The sequence below is a fragment of the Cupriavidus sp. U2 genome (assembly GCF_009663685.2).
Classification (GTDB): Bacteria; Pseudomonadota; Gammaproteobacteria; order Burkholderiales; family Burkholderiaceae; genus Cupriavidus; species Cupriavidus necator_C.
The window spans coordinates 165270-191011 of the sequence record NZ_RCOG02000027.1; the positions used below are offsets into that span (position 1 = coordinate 165270).

The window sequence follows — 25742 nt, forward strand, 5'->3', positions numbered from 1 at the left end:
GCCAAATGGAGAGTAGTCATCGGGGCGCATCGATGCCAGTGCGTGTCAGGCCGGCGCAACGGTCCGGCGTGGCCCGCAGTGTCAAGGATATTTACCGGCTGCCAGGCGAAACTGCGCCAAAGCCATTACCATGGCCGTTTTCGCCCACAAAACGACAAAGCTCATCACGATGACCGTTCTGTCCGACTTTCCGATCACCGGCAAATGGCCGGCACAACATCCCGACCGCCTGCAGCTGTATTCGCTCAATACCCCTAACGGCATCAAGGTATCGCTGATGCTGGAAGAAACCGGGCTGCCCTACGAGCCGCACCTGGTGCGCTTCGACAAGCACGACCAGACCTCGCCCGAATTCCTGTCGCTGAACCCGAACAACAAGATCCCGGCGATCATCGACCCCAACGGCCCTGGCGGCCAGCCGCTGGCGCTGTGGGAATCGGGCGCGATCCTGGTGTACCTGGCCGACAAGACCGGCAAGTTCATGCCGGCCGACCCCGCGCTGCGCTACGAGACCCTGCAGTGGGTCATGTGGCAGATGGGCGGTATCGGCCCGATGTTTGGCCAGGTGGGCTTCTTCCACAAGTTCGCGGGCAAGGACTACGAGGACAAGCGTCCGCGCGACCGCTATGTGGCCGAATCGAAGCGGCTGCTGAACGTGCTGAACGAACGCCTCAAGGGCCGCCAGTGGATCATGGGCGATGACTGCTCCATTGCCGACATCGCCACGTTCCCGTGGGTGCGCAATCTGCTGGGTTTCTACGAGGCAGGCGACCTGGTGGGCATCCAGGACTTTCCCGAAGTGTCGCGGGTGCTGGCCGCCTTTGTGGCGCGACCGGCCGTGCAGCGCGCGGTCGATATTCCGAAGCGGCCGGATTAACGCGGACGGCATCGGGCCGCCCCCCCGGGATCAGCCCGCGAACCCCAGCAAGACGCTGATGGCCGCGGCTTCCTCGCGCACCGCGCGGCCGATCGGTCCGTCGATCGACGGATCGAAGCCGCCGGTGGCGCCCAGCGCGGTCAGCACCGCGCAAACGCGGCCGGTGTAATCGCGCACCGGCGCCGCCACCGCACTGATACCTTTGAGGTTGGTATCGCGCACCGCCGCGCAGCCTTGCGCCCGCACGGGGTCGCGCAACGCCCCCAGCGGGTTGTTCGCATCCAGGTCGGCGCGTTGCCCCGGCGTCAGCGCATCGAATTCCGCACGCGCCAGCGCCTGCACGTTCGAATCGTCGAGCATGCCCAGAAACACCCGGCCCGTGGCCGACCACAGCAGCGGCATCACGGACCCCACCCGCACGTTCACCGTCACCGGCAGGCCCGGCTCCTCGATCCGTACGATGGTGGGCCCCTTGTTGCCCATCACCGCGATAAAGCACGTCACCTCCAGCCGCTCGCGCAGCCGCACCAGCGAGGCTTCGGACAGCCGGATCGGGTCGGCCTGGCGCATCGCGGCCAGCCCGATCTGTAGCGCCTCGATGCCCAGGTGGTACTGCTGGGTATTGGCTTCCTGTGCAACGAATCCTTCCTCCATCAGGCTCACCAGGTAGCGGTGCACCTTGGCCGGGCTTTCGCCGATCTGCCCCGCGATGGCCGTCAGGCTGGCGCGCCCGCCCAGGCGGGCCAGCGTCTTGAGCACGGCCATGCCGGTTTCAGCCGCCTGCACGCGCTGGCGGCGTTCGCGCGGACGGGGGCTGGGGTCCGGAGTGATTTCGGTAGCGGATGTCATGGCGCCCGAGGTTAACCCTCATTCATGAATTACGCAATGCGTATATGATTTACGCAAAACAGGCCGACCACTATGCGGCCAAATCCCGAGGAGACAACCCGATGCCCCGATTCCACCCCATCGCGCTGCTTGCGCTGTCCTTTGCAGTGGTCACCGGCGCACATGCCGCCGATCCCTGGCCTGCCAAGCCGATCCGGTGGATCGTGCCCTACCCGGCCGGCGGCGGATCGGATTTCCTGGCGCGCACCATCGGACAGGGGCTGTCCGCCCGCGTCAGCCAGCCGGTCGTGGTGGACAACAAGCCCGGCGGCAATACCGCGATTGGCGCGTCCGAGACGGCCCGCTCGGCGCCCGACGGCTACACGGTGCTGTCGGCCGACAACGGCACGCTGGTGTTCAACCCGGCGCTTTACAAGACACTTTCGTACAACCCCACGCGCGACCTCGCGCCCGTGACACTGCTGGGCCGTTTTCCGATGATCCTCGTGGTCGGCCCGGGCACCCAGGCCAAGACCGCGCAGGACTTCATCGCCCAGGTCAAGGCGACGCCGGGCGGCGTGAACTACGGATCGGCCGGCGCCGGCAGCCCGCACCATCTGGCGATGGAGCTGCTCAAGACCGAAGCCCACCTGACCATGACCCACGCGCCGTATCGCGGTGCGGCGCCCGCCCTGTCCGACGTGGCCGCCGGCCAGATTCCCGCGATGATGGTCGACTACGCTGCCGGAGCGGGCTTCATCAAGGGCGGAAAGGTGCGCCCGCTGGCGGTGGCCAACGCCACGCGCCTGCCCCAGTTGCCCGATGTGCCGACCTTCGCCGAACTCGGCTACAAGAACGTGGAAGCCGCCGCGCTGGTGGGCATGGTCGTGCCGGCCGCCACCCCGCCCGAGGTCATCAACACGCTGAACCGGCAGGTCGTGGCGTCCGTGAAAGACCCCGCCATCCACAAGAAGCTGGTCGACTTCGGCGTGGAGCCCGTGGGCAACACCCCGGCCCAGTTTGCCGACCTGTTGCGCAGCGAGACCGCGCGCTGGACCCGGCTGATCCAGGACCTGAAGATTTCGCTCGACTGACGCACCACCGCACGTAGCTGGAGTTCCGCATGACCCAGTCCATCCCACCCGCGCACGGCGCAGGTTGCCCGATCGACCACACCGCACTGCGCGCCGCCGGCGCGTCCCCTGTTCTGGCGCCGAACGGCTGCCCGGTCAGCCACAACGCCGCGGCGTTCGATCCGTTCGAGGACGGCTACCAGCAGGATCCGCCCGACTACGTGCGCTGGTCGCGCGAGCAGGAGCCCGTGTTCTACAGCCCCAAATTGGGCTACTGGGTGGTGACACGCTTCGACGACATCAAGGCGATCTTCCGCGACCACCTCACGTTCAGCCCGGCCATCGCGCTGGAGAAGATCACGCCCACCGGCGAGGAAGCCAACGCCGTGCTGGCGTCGTATGGCTATGCGATGAACCGGACGCTGGTCAACGAGGACGAACCGGCCCACATGCCGCGCCGCCGCGCGCTGATGGAGCCGTTCACCCCGGCGGAACTGATGCACCATGAACCGCTGGTGCGCCGGCTGGCGCGGGAATACGTCGACCGCTTCATCGACGACGGCCGCGCCGATCTGGTGGACCAGATGCTCTGGGAGGTGCCGCTGACCGTCGCCCTGCACTTCCTCGGCGTGCCCGAGGAAGACATGGACCTGCTGCGCCAGTATTCGATCGCCCACACGGTGAACACGTGGGGCCGGCCAAAGCCCGAGGAACAGGTGGCCGTGGCCCATGCCGTGGGTAACTTCTGGCAGCTGGCGGGCCGTATCCTCGACAAGATGCGTGCAGACCCGTCGGAGGCAGGCTGGATGCAGTACGGCATCCGCAAGCAGAAAGAACTGCCCGAGGTCGTCACCGATTCGTACCTGCACTCGATGATGATGGCCGGCATCGTGGCCGCGCACGAGACCACGGCCAATGCATCGGCCAACGCGATCAAGCTGCTGCTGCAGCACCCCGACGTCTGGCGCGAGATCTGTGAAGACCCGGCGCTGATTCCCAATGCCGTCGAGGAATGCCTGCGGCACAACGGATCGGTGGCCGCGTGGCGCCGGGTGGTGACGCGGGACACCGAGGTGGGCGGCATCCCGCTGGCGGCCGGCAGCAAGCTGCTGATCGTGACATCGTCGGCCAACCATGACGAGCGGCACTTTTCCGATGCCGACCTGTTCGATATCCACCGCGACAACGCCAGCGACCAGCTCACCTTTGGGTACGGTGCGCACCAGTGTATGGGCAAGAATCTGGCGCGCATGGAGATGCAGATCTTCCTCGAAGAGCTGACCAGCCGACTGCCGCACCTGCGGCTTGCCGACCAGCACTTCACCTACGTGCCCAACACGTCGTTCCGCGGCCCCGAGCATTTATGGGTGGAATGGGACCCCGCGCAGAATCCGGAACGCACCGACCCCACCGTGCTGGCACCCCGCGACGCGGTGCGCATCGGCGAGCCCACCGGCAATATCGGCCGCACGCTGGTGGTCGAGGCGGTCGAGCCGGCTGCGCAGGATGTGCTGCGTATTCGCCTGGCGTCGCAGGACGGGCGTCCCCTGCCGCGCTGGACGCCCGGCGCGCATATCGACGTCGAATGCGGCCACACCGGCATCTCGCGCCAGTATTCGCTGTGCGGCGACTCGGCCAATGCCAATGTGTTCGAGATCGCCGTGCTGCGCGAGACGGAAAGCCGTGGCGGCTCCGCCTGGATCCACGCCAACCTGCGCGTCGGCGACAAGCTCAAGGTGCGCGGCCCGCGCAACCACTTCCGGCTCGACGAAAGCTGCCGCAAGGCCATCTTCGTGGCCGGCGGCATCGGCGTGACGCCGGTCAGCGCCATGGCGCGGCGCGCGCGCGAACTCGGCATCGACTACGTATTCCACTACTGCGGCCGATCGCGCCAGGCCATGGCCCTGCTTGATGAACTGGCCGCGCTGCACGGCAATCGCCTGCATGTCCATGCGGCCGATGAAGGCCACCGCGCCGACTTTGCCCGACTGCTCGCGAGCCCGGACGCCAGCACGCAAATCTATGCCTGCGGCCCGGCGCGGATGATCGAGGCACTGGAAACCTGCTGCGCCAACTGGCCCGAGGACACGCTGCGCGTCGAACACTTCAGCTCCACGCTCGGCACGCTGGACCCATCGAAAGAACAGGCCTTCACCGTCGAGCTCAAGGATTCGGGCCTGACGCTCGACGTTCCGGCCGACCAGACCCTGCTCACCGCGCTGCGCCGCGCCAATATCGACGTGCAGAGCGACTGCGAGGAAGGCCTGTGCGGGTCGTGCGAGGTACGCGTGCTGGATGGCGACATCGACCACCGCGACGTCGTGCTCACCCGCACCGAGCGCGACGCAAACAACCGGATGATGTCGTGCTGCTCGCGTGCCGCGCGCGGCGGGAAGATCGTGCTGGCGCTATGACTAGCCCAGCCATCCCTTGATGGTCTGCCCCATCACCCCGGACGAAATGCCATAGCGGTCGTGCAGTGTCGGCAGCGCGCCGGCGTCAAGGAATGCGTCGGGCAGGCCCACCTGCCGGAACGGCACGTGCACGCCCGCGCGCATGAGCGTGCCCGCTACCGCCTCGCCCAGCCCGCCCATCACCGTATGGTTCTCGGCCACCACCACCAGGCGGCCCGGCTTGCGGGCTTCGCGCAGGATCGTTTCGTTGTCGAGCGGCTTGATGGTTGGCGCATGCAGCACCGCCACGCCCACGCGATCGGCCTCCAGCGCCTTGGCCACTTCCAGCGCACGCATCGTCATGATGCCCGACGAGATGATCAGCACCTCGGCGCCATCGCGCAACAGCCTGGCTTTTCCCAGTTCGAACGTGTAGTCGTACTCGTCCAGCACCACCGGCACATTGCCGCGCAACAGCCGCGCATAGACCGGCCCGTCATGCGCCGCAATGGCCGGCACCATCTGTTCGATATCGAGCGCGTCGCACGGGTCGATCACCGTCATGTTGGGCATGGCGCGCATCAGGGCCAGGTCTTCCGCCGCCTGGTGGCTGGGCCCGTAGCCGGTGGTCAGGCCCGGCAGCGCGCAGACGATCTTGACGTTGAGGTTGTCCTCGGCAATCGTCTGGTGCATGAAGTCGTAGGCGCGCCGCGTCGCGAACACCGCGTAGGTGGTGACGAACGGCACCGCCCCTTCATGGGCGAAGCCGGCGGCGGCGCCCATCAGCAACTGTTCGGCCATCCCCATCTGGTAGTACCGCCCGGGATACGCCTTGGCAAAAATATGCAGGTCGGTGTACTTGCCCAGGTCGGCCGTCATGCCGATGATGTCGGGCCGTTGGGCGGCCAGCGCCGTCAGCGCATGGCCGAACGGCGCGGCACGCGTGGCCTGCCCTTCGCCCGCAATCGAGGCGATCATCGCCGAGGTCTTGAGCCGGGCCTTGCCGGTCTGGATGGTATTGCTCATGCTTGTCTCCCGGCTTCCAGCGCCTGCAGCGCCAGTTGCCATTCGTGGGCTTCCACCCGGATGAAATGGTTCTTCTCGCGCTGCTCCAGGAAAGGCACGCCGCACCCCATGCGCGTATCGCAGACGATCATGCGCGGCTGCGGCGCCTGATGGGCGCGGGCGTTCTGGAAGGCGGTGGCGACGGCGTCGATGTCGTTGCCATCCACGCGCTGCACGTACCAGCCGAATGCTTCCAGCTTGGGCACCAGCGGCTCGAACGACAGGATCTGCGTGGACGGGCCGTCGGCCTGCTGGTTGTTCACGTCAACCATGGCGATCAGGTTGTCCAGTTTCCAGTGGCTGGCCGACAGGATGCCCTCCCAGATGGCCCCTTCGTCAAGCTCCCCGTCCGAGAACAGCGTGTAGACGAACGCGTCCGAGCCCTTGCGCTTCAGACCCAGGCAGCGGCCCACGGCAATCGTCAGCCCCTGGCCCAGCGAGCCGCCGGACATCTCCATGCCAGGCGTATAGCTGGCCATGCCCGACATTGGCAGCCGGCTGTCGTCGCTGCCGTAGGTTTCGAGTTCCTCGGCCGGCAGGATGCCGGCTTCGAGCAGCGCCGCATACAGCGCGATGGCGTAGTGGCCGTTGGACAGCAGGAAGCGGTCGCGCCATTCCCATCTGGGATCTTCGGGGCGGTACTTCATGGCGCCAAAGTAGGCCACGGCCAGCACGTCGGCGATGTCCAGCGCCTGACCGACATAGCCCTGCCCTTGCACTTCGCCCATCAGGATGGCATTGCGCCGGATACGGTAGGCGCGCTCGGCCAGCGACACGGGCGCGTCGAGATTGGTACGACTCATGATGACTCCAGTAAGGATTTCAGCGGTTGACGGCGCGGGCCGGCACCAGGGAGACCAGCAGCGCGCCGCAGACGACCGTTGCCGAGATGAACATCAGGCCTGCGGTGGACTTGCCAGTCAGGTCGTTGAGCCAGCCGACGATGGCCGGCGAGAAGAAACCCGCCAGGTTGGCCACGCAGTTCACCGCGGCAATGCCCGCGGCCGCCGACATGCCGCCCAGCAGCGCGGTGGGCAGCGCCCAGAACTGGGACGACGAGGCCATGATCCCGGCCGCCGCTACGCACAGGCAGGCAATGGCGGCCGCGACACTGCCCAGCATCGGCAGCGTGGCAAAGCCGACGGCGGCGACCAGCATGGGGATGGCCAGGTGCAGGCGGCGCTCGCGGCGTTGATCCGCCGAGCGGCCGATCAACGGTAGCGCGACGATGGCGCACAGGTACGGCACGGCGGTCAGAATGCCAACCCAGAGCGGATCGGACACACCTGTCTTGCGGATGATGGTCGGCAGCCAGAAGGTCAGTCCGTACTGGCCCAGCACCACACAGAAATAGATCGCGGCCATCAGCCACAGGCGCCGGTCCGCCATGAACGCGCGGATCGACAGGTGTTGCACCTTCTGCGCGTTATCCCCCTCCACATTGCGGGTCAGCAGCGCCTTTTCCTGGTCTGAGAGCCACTTCGCGCCCTGGATGCCGTTATCGAGGTAGAACAGGATCACAACGCCGAGCACCAGCGACGGCAGCGCCTCGATCAGGAACAGCCACTTCCAGCCGGCCAGGTCATGCACCCCGTGGAGCGCATGCATGATCCAGCCCGACAGCGGCCCGCCGATGATGCCTGCCAGCGGAATCGCCATGAAGAACATCGACAGCGCCTTGGCGCGGCGTTCCGACGGGAACCAGTACGTCAGGTAAAGGATGACGCCTGGCGCAAAGCCGGCTTCGGCAACGCCGAGCAGGAAGCGCAGCACGTAGAACTGCGTCGGCGTACTGACGAAGGCAAAGCCCGCCGAGATGACCGCCCACGTCAGCATGATGCGCGCCAGCCAGTTGCGCGCGCCGACCTTGTGCAGGATCACGTTGCTTGGCACTTCGAAGATGAAGTAGCCAAGGAAGAAGATGCCGGCGCCCAGGCCGTAGATCGTCTCGCTGAATTGCAGGTCATTGAGCATCTGCAGCTTGGCAAAGCCCACGTTGACGCGATCCAGGTACGCACCCAGATAGCACAGCATCAGGAACGGAATCAGGCGCCGCATGACCTTGGCATAGGTGCGCGACTCGAACGTGGCCGCATCGGCGTGCGGCATCACCACGTCGGCCGCAATGGCCGACGCTGCGTATTTCGTCTTCATGGAATGTCTCCTGCCGGTGCGCCGGGTGGTCCCGGGTGCGTTGACATGGTGGGTACGGCCGTGCGGTGCGCAGGCCGCCGGAACTCAGTGGATCAGCATGCCGCCGTTCACGTCGAGCGTGACGCCGGTCAGGTACGTGGACAGGTCGCTGACCAGGAACAGGCACGCGTTGGCCACGTCGTCGGCATCGCCAAGGCGGCCCAGCGGAATGCCCTTGATGATGTCGGCGCGCATGTCGGGCGTGAGCTTGTCGCCGGTGATATCGGTCTGGATCAGGCCCGGCGTGACCGAGTTCACGCGGATGCGGTCGCCACCGAATTCGCGCGCCATGGCGCGGGCCAGACCCAGCACGCCAGCCTTGGCGGCGCTGTAGTGCGGGCCGCCGAAGATGCCGCCGCCGCGCTGGGCCGACACCGACGACATGCAGACGATGCTGCCGCGCTTCTGTTCCTTCATCTGCGGCAGTACCGCCTGCGACATGTACAACGTACCGCGCAGGTTGACGTCCACCACGGCATCGAAGTGCGCGGCGCCGATATCGAGTGTGCGGATGGGCTGCGTGATGCCCGCGTTGTTGATCAGGCCATCGATGCGTCCGTAGCGCAGCAGCGTCGCGTGGACGGCGGCCTCGCACGACGCCTTGTCGGTGACATCGCACCGCAGGCCCAGATGGCCTTCGCCCAGATCGGCGGCAGCCGCTTCGGCCGCTTCCCGCTGCAGATCCACGATGACCACCGTGGCGCCTTGTGCCGCCAGCGCCCGGGCCGTAGCCTTGCCGATACCGCGCGGCGAGGCGGCACCCGTGACGATCACTACCTTGTTCTGGACCAGCATCTCGTGTCTCCTTCTGTTTCGACTTGATGATGGGTCCAGTTTTGTCGCAGGCGGAGCGTCGATCAATGCATTCGGGCTCAACTATCGTTGAGAAATTTTCAGATGTCGGCGGATGCCCCCCTTGGGAAAACCCTTGGCGACGCTCAGGCGGCCGCCCCTTCGAGCGGAAGGTTGACCTCGCGGTCGAGCCAGGCCAGAAAGCGCGCCACACGCGGCAGATCGGCGTTCTGTGCCGGATACGCGACGTGGTGGCTGGCCACCTCCACCGCGTATTGCGCCTCGAACACGGGCACCAGCGCGCCGTTGCGCAGCATCACCGATGCCAGCAGCGAGCTTTCCAGCGCGACACCGAGCCCCAGCGCGGCGGTTTCGAGCGACATGTACGAGCGGTCGAACGAGAAATCGAACGACTTCTGCGCGGCCGGCACGCCAAAGCGCGCGAACCACTGCTGCCAGCGCACCAGCGGCGTTTCGGAGTAGATAAGACGGCGGTCGGCCAGATCGGCAGGATCGCGCACGGGATGCTGACGCAGATAGTCGGGCGACGCCATTGGCAGGATGCGCTCGTGCCGCAGCGTCTTCACCTCCAGGTCGCGCCAGTGCGCATGGCCATGCCGGACATCGATGTCATAGAAGCCCGCCGTGAAGGACACGTCCTCATACGAACATGAGAGGTTCAGCTGGATGTCGCCGTTGTCCGCCTGGAAGGATGCCAGCCGGGGCAGCAACCACATCAGCCCGAAACTCGGACTGGTATGGACTCTGAGGATATCGACGGCCGCCGGGCTCGACGCGCGTTCGGTGGCCCGGCTCAGTTCGGCCAGCGCGCCAGTGACGTCGCGCAGGTACTGATCGCCCACCGGCGTCAGCACGAGCCCTCGGCCCTGCCGGAAGAACAGCGCCTGCCCGACAGCTTCCTCGAGCCTGGCAAGCTGGTGGCTGACCGCGGAGGCCGTCAGCCCCAGTTCTTCGGCGGCCTTGTTGACGCTCTTGTTCCTGGCGACGCTTTCGAAGGCGACGATGGCCTTGACGGGGGGAATTCGCATGACGGGCGGCTAAGGTTGAACGCGGCAGCCGCCATTATCTCCGCCGCGCCGCACGGTCCGCCAGAAGCAATGGGATCGCGTGCGACCCTACCTCGGCATCGACGTGCAAGAAGGCGCCCGGGCGACGCAGAACAGGCTCATCGCCGCCTGGGGTGTGCCTGGCCTGATGCCTGACAGCCGCTGCGCCATACGAATCTTCCATGGGGCCGGGCCGATCTGCCCGTCGAATACTTCAGCCCCCACCATGTGATTGTGCGGAAGCACCCTCACCCGCCATCCGCGTGGCTCCAGCACGCCGCGCAGGAGAGTCTCGGTCACACCATCGCCCGGGCGGTGATGCAACTCGGTCGCCAACGCCCAGTACTGCTCGTTATCGGCGGCCGCGTGACCGCCGCGCTTGAGCAAGCGGTAGATCGGCACGCGCAGCCTCCACATCAGCATGGCCAGCCCGCGGAAGTTCCAGGCGGTGAACTGAGGATCATGGTCGGTGATCAGCACCCCGCCAGGCTTGACCAGCCGCGCGGCTTCGACGAGCACGGCGGCCATGTCGTCGCAGTGGTGCAGCGACCCGTTGATGGCCACGATGTCGGCAATGCCCGTGGCCAGCGGCATGTCGTGCGCATCGGCTTGCAGCGGGACATAGCCAACGCCGGCTGCGCGCTGCAGGCTGCCCTCCGCGACGTCCACGCCGATGGCCACGCGCGGCGCGCCGCCCAGTGTGGCAAGCACGTTGCCGGGGCCGCAACCCACGTCCACCAGTACCTTGCCGTCGAGCGGTCCCGTCACGGCATGCCAGCGTTCGCGCCATTGCGGATAGCGATGGACATTGGCCAGCCAGTCGTCCATCCATTTGGGATGACTGAAGTAGTGTGCATTGGCGAGCATGCCGCGCGTATAGCGGATCGGCGCCCGGGGAAGCCAGCCATCCTGCACGCAAGCCCCCGCCTTCAGATAGGGCCGGAGGCGTTGCAGGTAGTCGTGGCCACGACCATTCCGCGCTTCGGGATGCCGCCGTGGCGTGGCCATCGGCGAGCGGGCCGCCGTCACAGGTTCCGGCCCGGCTGCTGCAAGCGTATCGGACTGTTCCATGTCTCCCCCACCAAGGCAAAAAGAATATTCCCGGCATCGCGCGGCTGCGCGACCGTTGGCGGGAAATTCAGGGTATGGGACTGGGTCGGCAAGTGCGCTGCGGCACGGCCGTTTGACACATTTCGGAAAAGTTAAGCAGTCATGCCGCAATGCAGCACTGTCCGAAAAGCCGCCATTTGTGCGCAGTTGGTGCGGTAGCCCACATAACGCGGGTCAGCGCCGGAACCAGAGGATGGAAAGCGCACATGCCGCCACCAGCAGAAGGCCGGCGACCGCCGCGAACAGCGCGCCGACTTCGGTCTCCCTGCGCTCCAGCGCAAAACGTGCGCTGAGCTGGCGGTACACGCGGCTCAGGTCGGCCGCCGAGCCGGCCTGGAAGTATTCGCCGCCGGTGATATTGGCGACGGCGCGCAAGGAGGGCTCGTCGAGCTGCATGAAGTAGGACAGCACCGGCTCGCCAGCCACGCCGCCCTGCGCCGATCCAAAGCCCACGGTGTACACGCGTACGCCCCGCTGGGCGGCCATGCGCGCAGCGTCCAGCGGGTCCGGGCCGGTGGTACGGCGGCCGTCGCTGAGCAGGATGACCGCGCCGTGCCGGTACGAGCCCGGCTGCACCGGTGGCCGCTCCTTCGCGCGCTTGCGCGCGGCGTCTGCCGCAGCGGCTTCGTCAAGTGACGTGGCGGGCCTGCCCAGCAATGGTGCCCCGTCGTTGAACAGGACGGCTTCGAGGTCGATGCCATCATTGGGAAACAATACGGCCAGGGCCTGTATCAGGCCGCTGCCGGTGGCCGTGCCGCGCTGCAGCTGGAAGCGGTCGAGCGCGTCGAGCATGTCCTGGCGGTTATCGGTCGGTGCCAGCACTTCCGCAGCGGTGGCCGCGAACGAGACAATGCCCAGCCGCACACTCGACGGCAGCCCCACCACGAGGTCACGCGCGGCCTGCTGGGCGGCGGCGATGCGCGTGGGTGCCACGTCGGTGGCCTCCATGCTGCGCGAGACATCCATCGCCAGCACCAGCGTGATGGTGTCCGAAGGCAGCGTGATGGTGGCGCTGGGCCGCGCGCAGGCCAGCAAGGCGGCACCCAGTGCAAGCAGGAACAGAACGGGGGGAATGTGGCGCCGCAGGCGTTGGCCGGGCCCCAGCGCGGCGCGCGGCAATGCAAGGCTGGCATAAAGCAGGGCCGCCTTCTTGCGCCGTGCGATCAGATACACGTAGGCGGCTGCCAGCAGTGGGAGCAAAAGCAGCAGCCAGAGCATTTGCGGCCAGAGAAACTGCATGCCCTGCTCCTTGGCGCGTGAGTAAGAGGATGGTACTGTATTTTTTAAGGCGCGACGGAACCGGGGGCTGCGATGAAACGGGTGACGATCTACGGGTTGGTTTCAGTGGCCGTCGTCCTGGTATTTGCCGCAGGCGCATCGGTTTCGTGGCTGGCTCAGCCACCGCCGCGCAAGCTCACGCAGGCCGACATCGACGCCGCCGTGCTGCACACGCTGCAGACCAAGACGCTGCCATCCCAGGCCGCCCGGGCCGCCGAATCCATCCGCGAATCGGTGGTCGAGATCCGCAGCTTCGCGCCCGACAAGGCACCCGATCCGCCGCCCGCCGCCAAGGCAAAGCGCGATCCGCCCGACGCCAGATCGAAAGCCGCCCAGAAGGCCGCACCGAAGGCGGCGCCGAACGCCAGCCCACAGCGCGATGAAGCCGCCGCGACCGATCCCCCCCGGCGCAGCGAGCAGCCCGAAGCCAGGTCGGAAGCCCGCCACATCGGGTCCGGCGTGGTCGTCACCGAAACCGGCACCATCATCACGAACTACCACGTGGTGGCCGATGCCAGCCGGCTGGAGGTCACCTTCCACAACGGCCAGACATCGGAAGCCTCGCTGCTGCAGGCGATGCCCGAGAAGGACCTGGCCATCGTGCAGCCGAAATCGATCCCCGACGACCTGCCAGCCGCCACGCTCGGGTCCAGCCAGAACCTGGCGCCAGGTATGGAGGTCGTGGCGGTGGGCTTTCCGTTCGGCATCGGCCCTTCGGTGTCCGCCGGCGTGATCTCCGGGCTTGACCGGCAGTTCGTGTCACCGGACCGCAAGCAGAAGCTCGACAAGCTCATCCAGTTCGATGCGGCGGCCAATCCCGGCAACTCGGGGGGGCCGCTGGTGAACATGAATGGCGAGGTGGTGGGCATCGTCACCGCCATCCTCAACCCCAACCCGAGCGGCACCTTTCTCGGTATCGGCTTTGCCATCACGATCGAAAGTGCCGGCATGGCCCTTGGATCATCTCCCTTCTAGACGCGGAGGCCCATGAACGACCCAGCCCGCGGCGCCCTCGACAGCGCCAACCTGATGGAACGCCTGCTGTACGAGGTGAAGCGCGTGGTGGTGGGACAGGACCACTTCCTGGAACGGGTGCTGGTCGCCATGCTGGCCGGCGGGCACCTGCTCGTGGAAGGCGTGCCGGGCCTCGCCAAGACGCTGACGGTCAACACGCTGGCACGGACCATGAGCGGATCGTTCAAGCGCATCCAGTTCACGCCCGACCTGCTGCCGGCCGACCTGATCGGCACCCGCATGTACAACCAGGGCACCGGCGAGTTCTCCACGGTGCGCGGGCCGGTGTTCGCTCACCTGCTGCTGGCCGACGAAATCAACCGCGCGCCGGCCAAGGTACAGAGTGCACTGCTGGAAGTGATGCAGGAGAAACAGGTGACCATTGCCGGCGAATCGCATCCGGTGCCGGCGCCGTTCCTGGTCATGGCCACGCAGAACCCGATCGAGACCGAGGGCACCTACCCGCTGCCCGAAGCCCAGGTGGACCGCTTCATGATGAAGGTGCTGGTAGGCTATCCCACCGAGGAAGAAGAGGTCGTGATCGTCAACCGCGTGACCGGCCCGCGCATTGGCGTGAACGCGATCGCCACGCCCGAGCACCTGGCCGGACTGCAGGAAGAGTGCCGCAAGGTGTACGTGGACCCGGGCCTGATCCAGTACGCGGTGCGCGTGGTGGCCGCCACGCGCAAGCCCTCCAGCCATGGCCTGGACGATCTGGAGCGTTACGTGACGTTCGGGGCCAGCCCGCGCGCCACGATCGGCCTCATCGAAGGGGCGCGCGCACTGGCGTACCTGCGCGGCCGCGACTATGCCCTGCCCGAGGACGTGACCGACCTGGTGCCCGACGTACTGCGCCATCGCATCGTGCTGTCGTACGAGGCGATCTCCGATGCGGTGACGGCCGACCAGCTGATTGCCCGCATCCTGCAGGCGCTGCCGGTGCCCGAACGGCCCATGGAATCCCATGTTCGGGCGACTGCGCGCTAGGAGGCGCCAAAGCGGCCCGACAGGCGTCGTCGCCGGAGACGGCGTGGCGCGCGTGGGCGCCAGCCAGACCGACGCGCTGCTGCGCCGGCTGGAATGGACCGTAGTCCGGCGGCTCGACGGCCTGCTGCAGGGCGACTACCGCACGCTGTTTCGCGGCTTCGGGCTCGATCTGGCGGACCTACGCGAGTACCACCCCGGCGACGATGTGCGCCATATCGACTGGAACGTCACGGCCCGGCTGCAGACGCCGCATGTGCGCGAGTACCAGGAGGATCGCGAGGTGGCGGCCTGGTTTCTGCTGGACCTCAGCGCATCGGTCGATTTCGGGTCCGGCACGGTGCGCAAGCGCGACCTCCTGGCCGATTTTTCCACCGTCATGGCGCTGCTGCTGACCCGCTACGGCAATCGCGTTGGCACCGTGCTGTACGGCGGCGCGGCCGATGCCTCGGCCGCGGTGGTGCCGGCGCGCGCCGGCCGCCGCCACCTGATGCATCTGCTGCACCGCATGCACGCCACGCCAGCCGCATCGCCGGGCGACACCCGCCTGCGCGACCTGCTGGAGCGTGCCCGCGCCGTCGCGAAGCGTCGCTCGGTGATGTTTGTCGTCTCGGACTTCATCAGCGCGCCCGGCTGGCAGGCATCGCTGGCGATGCTGGCGCGGCGCCACGAAGTGGTAGCCGTGCGGCTGGTCGATCCGCTGGAACTGGCACTGCCCGACCTGGGCGTGGTAGTGATGCAGGACGCCGAAACGGGCGAGCAGATGGTGGTGGATACCCACGACAAGGGCTTTCGCCAGCGTTTCGCGGCGATCGCCGAGGCCCGCGAGGCCGAACTGCGCCTGGGCTTTACCCGTGCCGGCGTGGACTGTCTGACCCTGTCCACCGACACCCGCCTGGACCTGGAACTGCTGCAGTTCGCACGCCAGCGCAGCCGCCGGCTTGGCGCCGCGCGCGACGCCGTCAGGGGCATCGCATGATCGATGCGCTGAACCGGATGCCGGTGCTGAGCTTCCTGTGGCCCGCCATGCTGTGGCTGCTGGCGCTCGTGCTGCTGCTGGGCGCGGGCTACCTGTGGCTCGATGCTCGCCGGCGCCGCGCTGCCGCGCAATACCCGGCCTTGCGCGTCGCCGGCATGGCAGGCGCGGCCAACACCGCCGGCAAGGCCCTGGCGAACTGGCGCCGCCATGTGGCGCCCGTGTTCGCGCTGCTGGCGCTGACCGCACTGGTAGTGGCCATCGCCCGCCCTCAGGCGGTGATGGTTTTGCCATCACGGATCGAGACGGTCGTGCTGGTGATCGACCTGTCGGGCAGCATGCGCGCGCAGGACGTCAAGCCCAGCCGCCTGCGCGCCGCGCAGGGCGCGGCCAAGGTGCTGCTCGATGCGCAGCCATCCGGCGTCAGTACGGGGGTGGTGGCGATGGCGGGCACCGCGGCCGTGGCGCAGGCGCCCAGCCGCCGCAAGGACGACGTGGCCGCCGCCATCGACAAGCTGCAGCCACAGGGCGGCACGGCGCTGGGCAACGGGCTGCTGATTGCGCTGACGACGCTGATGCCACAACTGACGGAAGACGCGGCGCGGCTGATGAACGACGACGGGCCCATTCCGAAACCGGTGCCGGCCGATACGGACGAGCCCGTCGCGCCGGGCTCCTACGCGGCCGGTGCGATCGTGCTGTTCTCCGACGGCGAGAGCAATGCCGGCCCGGCCGCGCTGCAGGCCGCCCAACTGGCCGCCGCCCACGGCGTGCGCATCTACACGGTGGGTGTGGGCACCGTCGAAGGCGTGGTGCTCAAGGCCGACGGCATGTCGGCCCGGGTCAAGCTCGACGAACAGGTGCTGAAGCAGGTGGCCGACGCCACCGGTGCCGAGTACTTCCGGCTGGAAGACGCGTCGCGGCTCAAGGCCGTGTACCGCGCCATCAACGCCCGGCTGGCCCATGGCAAGCGCGACCAGATCGAGGTCACCGCGTTCTTTGCCGCGCTGGGCGCCTTGCTGGCAACCTGCGCGGGGCTGCTGTCGCTATGGTGGTTCGGGCGCGTGCTGTAGCCTCAGACCGTCGCCGGCCCGCTATCGCGGCTGCAGCACCAGCAGTGTGGATGTGCCGTGCGCCAGCACGCGGCCCGAGGTATCGGTCACGCGGCAGTCTGCGGTGATGATCTGGCGGCCCTGCGTGATGACCCGCCCTTCGGCACGTACCCGCCCGGTATCGGGCTTGATGGCGCGCGAGAAATTGCCCCGGGTTTCCACAGTGGTGTAGCCGGTGCCCGCAGGCAGTACGGAATTGGCCGCGCATCCGGTCGCGCTGTCGATCAGCGTCAGCGCCCAGCCGCCATGCACGGTGCCCATCGGATTGAGAAGATGCACGCCCGGATCGCCCTCGAACGCGGCAAACCCGTCGCCCACTTCGACCAGCCAGAAACCCAGCGCCTGGCCAATCGGTGGCTGCGGCAGCCGGCCTTCGACGATGGCCTCCAGCACGGCCTTGCCCGTCATGCCCGCAATGTCGGCGGGGTTCGCCACGCCATAGTGATAATCGGTCACGCTCGTCTCCGTATTCTTGGGGGGTGGGATAAGGATGCTTGCAGCGTAGCGGGCAAGCTTATCCCAATATCCCGGCAGCTGCCGGCCGAGGACGTCCGGAGTCGGCGTGGGGTCAGGCCGCCATCACGCCGCGGTGACGCAGTCCTGCCCGGCCGGGACGGCGGGCTCCGGCGCGTCGTCGGGCCGCATGCTGGAGGCCAGCACGAACTGGTCGCGGCCGCGCTGCTTGGCCATGTAGAGCGCACGGTCTGCTTCGGCGAACAGGCTGCGCCACAGGCCGTCGCGGCTCGACGGTCCGCCATGCAGCTGTGCCACGCCGATGCTGACGCTGGCATGGCCGCAGCCGGGGCCGTCGCCATCGGGCAACGCAATCGCCCTGACCTTGCGCAGGATACGGTTGGCCAGCGCCGTGGCCTGATGCTCGTCGGTATGCGGGCAGAGGATGCAGAATTCCTCGCCGCCGTAGCGCGCGGCAATGTCCGACGCGCGCCGCGAGTTGTCGAGCGCGGCGGCGATGTCGCGCAGCACCTGGTCGCCGGCGTGGTGGCCGTGCCGGTCGTTGACACGCTTGAAATGGTCGACGTCGATCACCAGGCACGACAGCGGGTCGCCGTCGCGCTGCCAGCGCGCCACCAAACCCATCGCGGTCATGTCGAGCGCGCCGCGATTGAGCAGGCCGGTCAGCGCGTCGAGGCGCGCGCCGCTTTCGTTACGGGCGATGATCTGTTCCATCGCCATCAGGCTGAAGCCGAACAGGCCCAGCAGCACGGCCACCAGCGGTGCCAGTGGCCAGATCGACGCACTGGTCTGCAGGAAGAACGGCGTGATGGCCAGCCCCTTGAACGCGGCGCCGTAGCTGAGCGCCGCCACCTGCGAGCCAAGCAGCACAAGGTGCGATGCCAGCACCAGCGGCCCGCCGATGCTGGTGCGGCCACGGCGGCTGCGCAACATCGTGACGATGGTAATGAACGAGATCATGGCCAGCATGCCGTACGCCACGCCGTGCAGCAGCACGCGGCCGTCCGACAGGCCGGACATCAGCACCAGCAGCACCAGCGTGATCAGGCCGACGACGCGCAACGGCAGCGCAAGGTCCGCCAGTCCGTAATAGACACGCACGCCACGATAGATGGTCAGCCGGCCAATCAGATAGGCGCCGGCGCCCAGCGCCGATAGCTGCAGCGATTCGCCGGCGACGCTGGCGGCCACTACCAGGCCGGCGCCCGATGCCACCACATGCCCGACCGCCCACAGGCGCCCTGCCTCGCTGGCGCGCAGCGCGAGAACCAGCCCCGCGGCCATGACCAGCGTGCTGGAAAACACCACCATCATGACGACCAGAATCGTCTGCTGAGCCAGGTGCACGGGAATCCGTTTCCTCTTAAAGCTACCGGGGGCGGCTGCCGTTATGCACGTTAACCCTTGCTGGGTGACCGGACGTGAAGAACAGCGAATGGGAACGCCGCGAAGGGACAGCAAAAGAAGCGGCGAAATCACGCATCATAGCCCGCTGACCGGCCGCGGCGCACCCCCGGCAAGCCGGGTACCCGTCGCATTTTTGCAATGGCTTGCACCCTGCGGATCGCGCTGGGCGGAATGCTCAGTCGTCCTGCAGCGGGGTGGTCGTCGACGATCCGGCGCGGGCTGGCCTGACCTCCGGGAACGTGCCGCCCAGTGCCAGCGTCAACGCGCGGGCGGCATCCAGCACCTGATCGCGGAAGGCCTCGCTGAAGCGCGGCGTCGGGCACGTGAGCGTCAGCGCCCCCTTCAGTTCGCCACCGGGGCCGAACACCGGCGAGGACACGCCGGCGATATCGGGGCTGCGGTCGCCCACCATGGCGATCACGCCTTCGTCGCGAATCCGCTGGTAGATCTCGCCACGCGCCCCGGCAAAGGCCCGCAGCACGCGTCCGCCCGCGCCACGGTTACGCGGCAGCAGGTCGCCGGCGCGGATATGGTCGCGCACCGGCTGCGGCGAATCGACGCGATACAGGCACAGGCGGTGCTCGCCCTGCTCGACGTGGAACGCGGCCGATTCCCGGGTCACGCGCACCAGTTCGCGCAGGGCCGGCATCACCACACCCTCCAGCGAGAACGACGCCGCGTAGACCGCGTTGAGCCGTGCCACTTCGGAGCCCAGCGCATAGCGGCCGTCGGGTAGGCGCTGGATCAGCCGTGCATGTTCCAGCGAAGCCAGCAGCCGCAGCAGCGTGCTCTTGTACAGGCCGCTGCGCTGCGCCAATTCGGCCAGACCCAGCGACGTGTCGCCCTCGCGGAAGACCGACAGCACGAAAAGCGCCCGATCGACGGCAATCGCGCCGCCATCGGCGGCGTTCTTGTCGGCTTCGGACAGCTGGGCGGCTTTGCGTGGCATGGGCAGGCAGGACACATTGGAACGGGCGTCCACCGTATAGAACGGCCCGGCTGTTGTCAATGCAACCACACGGGCGCATCAATGCCCGGCGCGATGGCCGCAATGCCGGTATGATGGCGCCTTCCGGGTTTTCCCTAGGTCGTCGTACCAGGCGATCCGCATCCCGGCCCACCCGCGCCTCCTGAATCACCCATGTCCGCCCCGAGTCATCCATCGATCACGCCACCGCATGGCGAATCCGCCTCCGGCCAAGTGACGCGCCGCATCCTTGCCGTCGTGTTCTTCAACTTCATCGCCTATCTGGCCGTTGGCCTGCCGATTGCCGTGGTGCCGGGCTTCGTCCACGGCGACCTGGGCTACAGCGCCGTCCTGGCTGGCCTGGCGGTGAGCATCCAGTACCTGGCCACGCTGATGAGCCGCCCGTGGGCCGGCACGCTGTGCGACACGCAAGGCCCGCAACGCTCGGTGCTGACCGGCCTGGCGCTGGTCACGGGCAGCGGCGTGCTGACTCTGGTGGCGTCGCTGTTCGCCGGAAGCGACTGGCTGGGGCTGGCCTGGCTGCTGGCAGGACGCCTGATGCTGGGCGCGGGCGAAAGCCTGGTCACCACGGGCACCATCGCCTGGGGCATCGGGAGCGCCGGCGCGCGGCACACCGCCAAGGTGATCTCGTGGAACGGAATCACCACGTATGGCGCGCTGGCCGTGGGCGCGCCGGCAGGCGTGGTGCTGGCCAAATGGGGCGGCCTGGGCGCGATTGGCGTGGTCACCACGCTGATTGCCGGCGCGTCGCTGCTGCTGGCGCGACGCCGCCCGCCGGTGCCGGTGCTCAAGGGCGACCGTCTGCCGTTCCGCCGCGTCTTCCGCGCCATGACGCCGTTCGGCCTGTGCCTCGCGCTGGGCTCGGTCGGCTTTGGCGTGATCACGGCGTTCATCACGCTCTACTACAACAGCAAGGGCTGGGACCACGCCGCGCTGGCGCTGACGGCGCTCGGCACCTGCTTCGTGCTGACGCGCCTGGTGATGGCCGACGCCATCGCGCGGTTCGGCGGCTATGCCGTGGCGCTGGTGTCGTTTGCCGTGGAAGCCGCGGGCCTGGGCATCATCTGGATGGCCCACGCGCCCTGGCAGGCGCTGGCAGGGGCGGCCGTGGTGGGCTTCGGCTTTTCGCTGGTGTTCCCCGCGCTGGGCATGGAAGCGGTCAAGCGCGTGCCGGCCACCAATCGTGGCTCGGCGCTGGGCGCCTACGCGCTGTTCCTCGATTTCGCGCTGGGCCTGACCGGCCCGGTGGCCGGCTGGATCGCCGCGCAGGGCAACTACCCGGGCGTCTACCTGTTTGCCGCGCTGAGCGCCGTGCTGGCGCTGGTGCTGAGCCAGTTGCTGGCCGCGCGGTATCGCGGCCAGCTCGCCCCCGCCACCTGATTACAGACGTTCGCAGCAATACGCTTCGGTACTGTAGGGAAACGACACCTGGTCGCGGCCCTGCAGCGCCGGATCGCCGTCGATCACCGCATGCAGGCGCGCACGCACGGCGTCCTGCTCGGGCTGCGGCAGTGACGCGATAAAGCTGACCGACATCACGCGGTCTACGATCACCTGCTCCGGCGCGCCGGTATGCGTATAGGGAAAGCGCGTCAGGCCAAGCGGCCCGAAGCCATCGGCCGGGAAGACCTTCTTCCAGTCGCCCTTGTAGAAGCGCGGCGCATCGCCCTCGTAGGGCGTCATGATCTCGGTCAGCCTGGCCACCCAGCCCACCGATTCGTCGCGCACATTCCAGACCAGCCCGAGCCGGCCGCCCGGCTTCAGCACACGGCCGATTTCGCGCATGGCGGCGGCATTGGCAAACCAGTGAAAGGCCTGCGCGCAGACCACGGCGTCCACGCTGGCGTCGGGCAGCGGCATCGATTCCGCGCTGCCCTGCAAGGCGCGCACCGCCGGCAACCTGGCCGAAAGCTGGGCCCGCATGGCATCGACCGGTTCCACGGCAATGACGCTGGCGCCGGTGGGCAGCAGCAGGCGCGTGAACTTGCCTGTGCCGGCGCCCAGGTCGACCACGGTCTTGCCGGGTGCCAGGCCCAGCGTGTCGCGCAGCCAGGCGGCGAGTTCGGCGGGATAATCGGGACGCCCGCGGGCGTAGGTATCGGCCTGGGACGAGAAGCCCTGGGCGGCGGCATGATGGATAGTCGTCATGACCCCGCACGATACGCCGGCGGCGTGACATCGACAAGTCGCACCGCCGCAGGCGGCACGGCCTCTTTCAGTGCTGCAGGCCCCAGCGGCGTACCGTCAGGCGTTCCAGCGTGGTAAAGACCAGCCCTTCCACCGCCAGCCCGATCAGGATCACCGTGGCCAGGCCGGCGAAGACGCGATCGGTGTAAAGCTCGTTGCGGTTCTGGAAGATGTACCAGCCCAGCCCGCCCTTGCCCGACGACGCGCCAAACACCAGTTCGGCCGCGATCAGCGTGCGCCAGGCAAACGCCCAGCCGATCTTGAGGCCCGACAGGATGGCCGGCAGCGCCGCCGGCACGAGGATCAGCACCACATAGCGCAGGCCGCGCAGCCCATAGTTGCGGCCCGCCATGCGCAGCGTTTCGGGCACGCCACGAAACCCCGCGTAGGTATTCAGCGCCAGCGGCCACAGCACCGAATGAATCAGCACGAACACCAGGCTGCCGGTACCCAGCCCGAACCACAGCAACGCCAGCGGCAGCAACGCGATGGCCGGCAGCGGGTTGAACATGGCCGTCAGCGTATCGAGCAGATCGCGCCCGATGCGCGTCGACACCGCCAGGGTGGTCAGCGCAAACGCCAGCACGATCCCGGCCGCGTAGCCCTGCAACAGGATCGACAGCGACACCACGGCCTTGCCCGGCAGCTCGCCGCTGGCGATGGCCGCCGCGAACGCGCGCGCCGTGGCCAGGAAGGTGGGCAGCAACAGGTCGTTGTCCTGCACGCGGGCGATGGCTTCCCAGGCAACGGCCAGCACCAGCAGGATCAAGGCCTTGCGCAGCCAGCCCTGCTGCCACAGCTGCCGGTACCACGGCAGCGCACGGGACAGCGGCACGGCCGTGAAGGGTTCGAGTTCGCGCTCGTATTCGGGGCGCAGGGTGGGGAGGATCGTCGACATGATCTGGCAGTAGGAGCGTTCAGTGCGCGGCGGCGTGGCGGGCGCGGCCCGAAGCGGAATCGGCCCCGGCCGGCGTGTCGAACAGCATCGCGTGGATGCGTTGGGCAGCCTGCTGGAATTCCGCGCTGCCCTGGCTGACCAGCGAAAACTGGTGGCTGTTCAGTTCGGCACGGACGCGGCCCGGATGCGGCGACAGCAGCAGGATGCGGCTGCCCACCACCAGCGCCTCTTCGATCGAATGGGTCACGAACAGCAGCGTGAACGCGGCCTCGTCCCACAGCGCCAGCAGTTCTTCCTGCATGCGCCGGCGCGTCAGCGCGTCCAGCGCGGCGAACGGTTCGTCCATCAGCAGCACCTTGGGCCGCGTGGCCAGCGCACGGGCAATCGCCACGCGCTGCTTCATGCCGCCGGACAGCGTGTGCGGATAGGCATCGGCAAAGGCCGCCAGGCCAACCTTGTCCAGGAAATGCATGGCCACGTCGCTGGCCTCGGCCTTCGACAGGCCGCGCGCCTGGCGCAGCGGGAACATCACGTTCTGCCTGACGGTCTTCCACGGCGGCAGCTGGTCGAATTCCTGGAACACGACGATGCGGTCCGGGCCCGGTGCCTGCACGCTCTGCCCTTCGAGCCGGATCTCGCCCTCGGCCGGCGGCACGAAGCCGGCCACCGCCTTGAGCAGCGTCGACTTGCCGCAACCGGACGGCCCCAGCAGCACGAAGCGGTCCGACGCGTGCACGTCGAAGCTCACGCGGTGCGTGGCACGCACCACGCGCGTCGGCGTGCGGTATTCGAGCGACACGCCATCCACCTGCAGCAGCGGCTGCGGATGGGGCACCACGCGCAGGTGCGGGTTGCCGTGATTGCCGTGATTGCCGTGATGTCCGTCTGCCATGTCAGCTCCCCTGCGCGGTGGCCGGGTCCTGGAAGAAATAGTCCTGCCAGGACGCCGGACGGTTCTTGATGGCGCCCACGCGATGCATGAAATCGGCAAGCGGATAGGTGTTCTGCGGCGTCACCTTGAACTGCACCTGCGGGTTCTTGAGGATCTTCACCAGCAGCGCGCGGTCGATCTTGGCCTTGTTCACCCGGATGTAGAGGTCGGCGGCCGCCTCGGGGTTCTTCGTCGCAAACGCGGCGGCCTCGCCCAGCGCATCGACAAACGCGCGATAGGTCTTGGGGTTCTCGTTGCGGAATTTCTCGGTGGCGTACAGCACCGTGGCCGAACTGGGGCCGCCGAGCACGTCGTACGAGCTCAGCACGATGCGCGCGTTCGGGTTGCCGGCCAGTTCCTGCTCCTGGAACGGCGGGTTGCCGAAGTGGCCCGTGATTTCGGTGCCGCCCGCAATGATCGCGGCGGCGGCATCGGGGTGCGGCACGGCCACGGTCCATTTGTCGAGGCGGTTGAATTCCTTGTCGCCCCACTGCTTGGCGGCGGCCAGTTGCAGCACGCGCGACTGCACCGATACGGTTACCGCCGGCAGCGCGATGCGGTCCTTGTCCGAGAAGTCCGCAATCGACTTCACCTTGGGATTGTTCGAAACCAGGTAGTACGGGAAGTTGCCCAGCGATGCCACGCCCTTGACGTTCTGGCGGCCGTGCGTGCGGTCCCACAGCGTCAGCAGCGGGCCCACGCCGGCACCGGCGATGTCGATGGCGCCCGACAGCAGCGCGTCGTTCACGGCCGATCCGCCCGACAGCTGCGTCCATTCCACCTTGACGTCGACGCCCTGCTGCTTGCCGTGCTTCTCGATCAGCTGCTGGTCACGCGCCACGTTCAGCAGCAGGTAGACCACGCCGAACTGCTCGGCAATGCGGATCTTGCCCTCCGCGTGCGCGGTGCCGGTCAATGCCAGGCCGGCGGTCAGGACGGCCAGCGTGGCACGGCGGGCGAAGGGGGTGGCGAACGAAAATACTGACATGCGTAAGGCTCCGGGGACGCTTGAATGGAATGTGGGTGAGGCTCAGAACGGCGTATCGCCTTCGATCGTGGTGCGGAACATCACGCGGCGCAGGTGGTCTGGCGTGCCGGCCGCCAGGTGCAGCAGCGAGCGGTTGTCCCAGAACACCAGGTCGTGCTCGCGCCACTGGTGGCGGTAGACGTACTCGGGCCGTACGCTGTGCGCGAACAGTTCGTCGAGCAGCGCGCGGCTTTCGTCGTCGGGCAGGCCGACGATCTTCGTCGTGAAATGCTCGCTGACGAACAGCGCGCGGCGGCCGGTCTCCGGATGGGTGCGCACCACCGGATGCACCACGGGCTTGACCTGCGCGATCTGCTCGGGCGTCAGGTTCGGCCGCCAGGGGCTGCGCTTCTGCAGCTCGGCGTAGCGCGCCAGGTAGGTGTGTTCGGCGGTCAGCCCGTCGATCTTCTGCTTCAGCGCCGCCGGCAGGCCATCATATGCGGCGTGCATGTTGGCGAAGAGCGTGTCGCCGCCCTCGGCCGGCAGTTCGATGGCATGGAGCAGCGAGCCCAGGCTCGGCGTTTCCTTGTACGACAGGTCCGAATGCCAGAAGTGGCCCGCGTCGCCCAGCCCGATCGGCTTGCCGTCCTTCAGCACGTTGGACACGATCAGGATTTCGGGATGATCGGCCAGCTGGAACTGATGCAGCACATGAATCTGCAGCGGGCCAAAGCGGCGGCTGAACGCGATCTGCTGGGCCGGCGTGATGCGCTGGTCGCGGAACACCACTACGTGGTGGTCCAGGTGGGCGCGATGGATGCGCCGGAAATCTTCGGCGGAAAGCGGCCGATCCAGGTCGAGCCCGATCACTTCCGCACCGAGGGCGGCATTCAGCGGGCGAATCTCGAAATCCTGCACGGTATCTACGTCGGCAATCGTCATGGCAATTCTTGGCCTTGGGGGAAGCACAAGCCTTGCACTCTAGGGAGCCACGACGCCGCACACAACGAATCAAATCGCGCGCCGTTATGCGGCCAGCGCATATGGCCCGTCGTTCTGCGGCCGGCGCATAAGCAAGCGCACTTTCCTTCGTTCCCGTGCCGCGCCGCGCTCCGTACGCTCACCGGT

The 25742-nt window shown here is 67.6% G+C and carries 24 protein-coding genes; 8 read left to right on the plus strand and 16 right to left on the minus strand.

Going from position 1 to position 25742, the window contains the following annotated elements; translation table 11 throughout:
- Positions 1-169 precede the first annotated feature (169 nt).
- The gene (locus D9X30_RS20320) at positions 170-877 is read left to right on the plus strand and encodes a glutathione S-transferase N-terminal domain-containing protein (RefSeq protein WP_153946051.1); all 708 of its coding nucleotides are present in this window, start codon (positions 170-172) and stop codon (positions 875-877) included.
- Between the two features lie 30 nt (positions 878-907).
- Here D9X30_RS20320 and D9X30_RS20325 read toward each other — a convergent pair whose 3' ends face one another.
- Positions 908-1726 carry an IclR family transcriptional regulator gene (locus D9X30_RS20325; protein WP_153946050.1) on the minus strand — a complete coding sequence of 273 codons (819 nt, stop codon included), beginning with the start codon at positions 1724-1726 and terminating at the stop codon, positions 908-910.
- 101 nt (positions 1727-1827) lie between these two features.
- Here D9X30_RS20325 and D9X30_RS20330 point away from each other — a divergent pair, with 101 nt between their 5' ends.
- Both D9X30_RS20330 and D9X30_RS20335 read left to right on the plus strand, forming a co-directional pair.
- A complete protein-coding gene (locus D9X30_RS20330) occupies positions 1828-2799 on the plus strand; it encodes a Bug family tripartite tricarboxylate transporter substrate binding protein (RefSeq protein WP_153946049.1) in 972 nt (323 codons plus the stop codon).
- Positions 2800-2828: 29 nt separating this feature from the next.
- On the plus strand, positions 2829-5192 hold the full coding sequence (locus D9X30_RS20335; protein WP_153946048.1) for a cytochrome P450/oxidoreductase: 2364 nt from the start codon (positions 2829-2831) through the stop codon (positions 5190-5192).
- Here D9X30_RS20335 and D9X30_RS20340 read toward each other — a convergent pair whose 3' ends face one another.
- The 7 genes from D9X30_RS20340 to D9X30_RS20370 form a co-directional block, all read right to left on the minus strand.
- Positions 5193-6197 carry a transketolase family protein gene (locus D9X30_RS20340; protein ID WP_153946047.1) on the minus strand — a complete coding sequence of 335 codons (1005 nt, stop codon included), beginning with the start codon at positions 6195-6197 and terminating at the stop codon, positions 5193-5195.
- A complete protein-coding gene (locus tag D9X30_RS20345) occupies positions 6194-7039 on the minus strand; it encodes a transketolase (RefSeq protein WP_153946046.1) in 846 nt (281 codons plus the stop codon). Before D9X30_RS20345 ends, D9X30_RS20340 begins: the two co-directional genes overlap by 4 nt.
- 19 nt (positions 7040-7058) lie before the next feature.
- A complete protein-coding gene (locus D9X30_RS20350) occupies positions 7059-8390 on the minus strand; it encodes an MFS transporter (RefSeq protein ID WP_153946045.1) in 1332 nt (443 codons plus the stop codon).
- Between the two features lie 84 nt (positions 8391-8474).
- The gene (locus D9X30_RS20355) at positions 8475-9224 is read right to left on the minus strand and encodes an SDR family NAD(P)-dependent oxidoreductase (protein WP_153946044.1); all 750 of its coding nucleotides are present in this window, start codon (positions 9222-9224) and stop codon (positions 8475-8477) included.
- A gap of 143 nt (positions 9225-9367) precedes the next feature.
- The gene (locus D9X30_RS20360; protein ID WP_153946043.1) at positions 9368-10270 is read right to left on the minus strand and encodes a LysR substrate-binding domain-containing protein; all 903 of its coding nucleotides are present in this window, start codon (positions 10268-10270) and stop codon (positions 9368-9370) included.
- A gap of 87 nt (positions 10271-10357) precedes the next feature.
- Positions 10358-11359 carry a class I SAM-dependent methyltransferase gene (locus D9X30_RS20365; protein WP_228770767.1) on the minus strand — a complete coding sequence of 334 codons (1002 nt, stop codon included), beginning with the start codon at positions 11357-11359 and terminating at the stop codon, positions 10358-10360.
- Positions 11360-11572: 213 nt separating this feature from the next.
- Positions 11573-12637, minus strand: coding sequence for a VWA domain-containing protein (locus D9X30_RS20370; protein ID WP_153946042.1), 1065 nt, complete (start codon positions 12635-12637; stop codon positions 11573-11575).
- A 72-nt stretch (positions 12638-12709) separates the two neighbouring features.
- Between D9X30_RS20370 and D9X30_RS20375 the strand changes: the two genes are divergently transcribed.
- Genes D9X30_RS20375 through D9X30_RS20390 form a run of 4 tightly spaced genes read left to right on the plus strand, consistent with a single transcriptional unit; the run spans position 12710 to position 16723 of the window.
- On the plus strand, positions 12710-13651 hold the full coding sequence (locus tag D9X30_RS20375) for a S1C family serine protease (protein ID WP_153946041.1): 942 nt from the start codon (positions 12710-12712) through the stop codon (positions 13649-13651).
- Positions 13652-13663: 12 nt separating this feature from the next.
- Positions 13664-14677 carry an AAA family ATPase gene (locus tag D9X30_RS20380; protein ID WP_153946040.1) on the plus strand — a complete coding sequence of 338 codons (1014 nt, stop codon included), beginning with the start codon at positions 13664-13666 and terminating at the stop codon, positions 14675-14677.
- On the plus strand, positions 14655-15653 hold the full coding sequence (locus tag D9X30_RS20385; RefSeq protein ID WP_153946039.1) for a DUF58 domain-containing protein: 999 nt from the start codon (positions 14655-14657) through the stop codon (positions 15651-15653). Before D9X30_RS20380 ends, D9X30_RS20385 begins: the two co-directional genes overlap by 23 nt.
- The gene (locus D9X30_RS20390; protein ID WP_153946038.1) at positions 15650-16723 is read left to right on the plus strand and encodes a VWA domain-containing protein; all 1074 of its coding nucleotides are present in this window, start codon (positions 15650-15652) and stop codon (positions 16721-16723) included. Before D9X30_RS20385 ends, D9X30_RS20390 begins: the two co-directional genes overlap by 4 nt.
- Positions 16724-16744: 21 nt before the next feature.
- Here D9X30_RS20390 and D9X30_RS20395 read toward each other — a convergent pair whose 3' ends face one another.
- The 3 genes from D9X30_RS20395 to D9X30_RS20405 form a co-directional block, all read right to left on the minus strand.
- Positions 16745-17218 carry a PaaI family thioesterase gene (locus D9X30_RS20395; protein WP_249641023.1) on the minus strand — a complete coding sequence of 158 codons (474 nt, stop codon included), beginning with the start codon at positions 17216-17218 and terminating at the stop codon, positions 16745-16747.
- 123 nt (positions 17219-17341) lie between these two features.
- On the minus strand, positions 17342-18583 hold the full coding sequence (locus D9X30_RS20400) for a GGDEF domain-containing protein (RefSeq protein WP_249641024.1): 1242 nt from the start codon (positions 18581-18583) through the stop codon (positions 17342-17344).
- A 235-nt stretch (positions 18584-18818) separates the two neighbouring features.
- The gene (locus D9X30_RS20405) at positions 18819-19592 is read right to left on the minus strand and encodes an IclR family transcriptional regulator (protein ID WP_153946037.1); all 774 of its coding nucleotides are present in this window, start codon (positions 19590-19592) and stop codon (positions 18819-18821) included.
- Between the two features lie 192 nt (positions 19593-19784).
- Between D9X30_RS20405 and D9X30_RS20410 the strand changes: the two genes are divergently transcribed.
- The gene (locus D9X30_RS20410; protein WP_153946036.1) at positions 19785-21011 is read left to right on the plus strand and encodes an MFS transporter; all 1227 of its coding nucleotides are present in this window, start codon (positions 19785-19787) and stop codon (positions 21009-21011) included.
- Here D9X30_RS20410 and D9X30_RS20415 read toward each other — a convergent pair whose 3' ends face one another.
- The 5 genes from D9X30_RS20415 to D9X30_RS20435 all read right to left on the minus strand — a co-directional run bounded on the left by D9X30_RS20415 (position 21012) and on the right by D9X30_RS20435 (position 25556).
- On the minus strand, positions 21012-21779 hold the full coding sequence (locus D9X30_RS20415; protein ID WP_153946035.1) for a class I SAM-dependent methyltransferase: 768 nt from the start codon (positions 21777-21779) through the stop codon (positions 21012-21014). It lies immediately after the preceding gene.
- Between the two features lie 67 nt (positions 21780-21846).
- Positions 21847-22716 (minus strand): ABC transporter permease, encoded by an 870-nt coding sequence (locus D9X30_RS20420; protein ID WP_153946034.1) that lies wholly within the window; start codon positions 22714-22716, stop codon positions 21847-21849.
- A 19-nt stretch (positions 22717-22735) separates the two neighbouring features.
- Positions 22736-23608 carry an ABC transporter ATP-binding protein gene (locus tag D9X30_RS20425; RefSeq protein ID WP_153946033.1) on the minus strand — a complete coding sequence of 291 codons (873 nt, stop codon included), beginning with the start codon at positions 23606-23608 and terminating at the stop codon, positions 22736-22738.
- A gap of 1 nt (position 23609) precedes the next feature.
- The gene (locus D9X30_RS20430; protein WP_153946032.1) at positions 23610-24635 is read right to left on the minus strand and encodes an ABC transporter substrate-binding protein; all 1026 of its coding nucleotides are present in this window, start codon (positions 24633-24635) and stop codon (positions 23610-23612) included.
- A gap of 42 nt (positions 24636-24677) precedes the next feature.
- Positions 24678-25556 carry a TauD/TfdA dioxygenase family protein gene (locus D9X30_RS20435; RefSeq protein ID WP_153946031.1) on the minus strand — a complete coding sequence of 293 codons (879 nt, stop codon included), beginning with the start codon at positions 25554-25556 and terminating at the stop codon, positions 24678-24680.
- Between the last annotated feature and the right edge of the window lie 186 nt (positions 25557-25742).